We start from the raw sequence: 993 nt of genomic DNA, 5'->3' as shown, positions 1-993 counted from the left end.
CGGTCAGGGTGTGCAGTCGGCGAGTTCGGCGGTCGAATCCCAAGCCGGTGACGGCTGGGATATCGACGCTCCCGGCCCGTTGGAGGTGCGGCGATGACCAGTCCTCGCATGTACGGCCGATGGGAGAAGCCGCGCTCGGCCGGGTTCTTCGGCATGACGTGGGGTGTGAGCATGCTCGCGCTGGCGTTGCTGATCACGGTGATGGCCACGTTCATGATCACCCGGTCCATTTCCCCGACGCTCGTCGTTCTCACTTGCGTCGCAGTGGTTTTCGCGCCGCTGGTGATCACGATCGATGGCCGGACCGGGTGGGAGACGGCGGTCTTGCGGGCCCAGTTCGCGACGGCGAAGGCGCGCGGTGAACTGGTGTATCGGTCCGGTCGGTTCTCCCGGATACCGGGTGTGGCGAGATTGCCTGGGCTGCTGGCTGATTCGCGTCTGGGGGAGTGGGAGACACCTGGCGGGAAGCGGTTCGCGATCGTTCATATTCGCCGTACCGATCACTGCACGGTGGTGCTGCGGGTGCTGCCGCGCGGCAAGGAACTGGTCGACCAAGCCCAAATCGATGCCTGGGTCGCCGAGTACGGGCATTTCCTGGCCTCGCAGTCGCGCGGTGGCGAGGTTGTCGCGGTCACCGCGGTCCTCGACACCGTCGCCGAAACACACCTCAAGCAGCGTCGCGAGGTCGCACGCCTGGTGCGGCCGGAGGCGCCGGAGTTCGCGCGGGAGGTGATGCGCGAGGCCGCCGCCGACATCGGCGGAGTGGGTGTACGGATCGAGGCCCGCATCGCCATCACCTACCGCGCCATCGGCACCTCCCGCAGAACCCGCCGGGATCTTCCCGAGCAGGCCCGCGAGATCGGGCAACGCCTGCAAGGTGTGCTGTCGCAACTGGCCCGCGCGGGGCTTCCGGCCACGCCGCTGCAGGCGTGGGAAGTGCTGGGGCTGGTGCGGTCTCGCTACGACCTGGCTGCCCAGCGCGATATCGAAGCC

General features: G+C 68.1%; 1 protein-coding gene. It reads left to right on the top strand.

All coding sequences use genetic code 11. The features are described 5' to 3' along the window. Positions 1–93 precede the first annotated feature (93 nt). Positions 94–993 (top strand): SCO6880 family protein (locus tag RJ03_RS27345; protein WP_036507542.1); only part of this gene is annotated, 900 nt, incomplete at its 3' end.

The organism is Nocardia aobensis NBRC 100429 (genome assembly GCF_000308375.1).
In the GTDB taxonomy this organism is placed as follows: domain Bacteria; phylum Actinomycetota; class Actinomycetes; order Mycobacteriales; family Mycobacteriaceae; genus Nocardia; species Nocardia aobensis.
The sequence above is the reverse complement of the archived record's forward strand: the minus strand, read 5'-3'. Positions and strand labels throughout refer to the sequence as shown.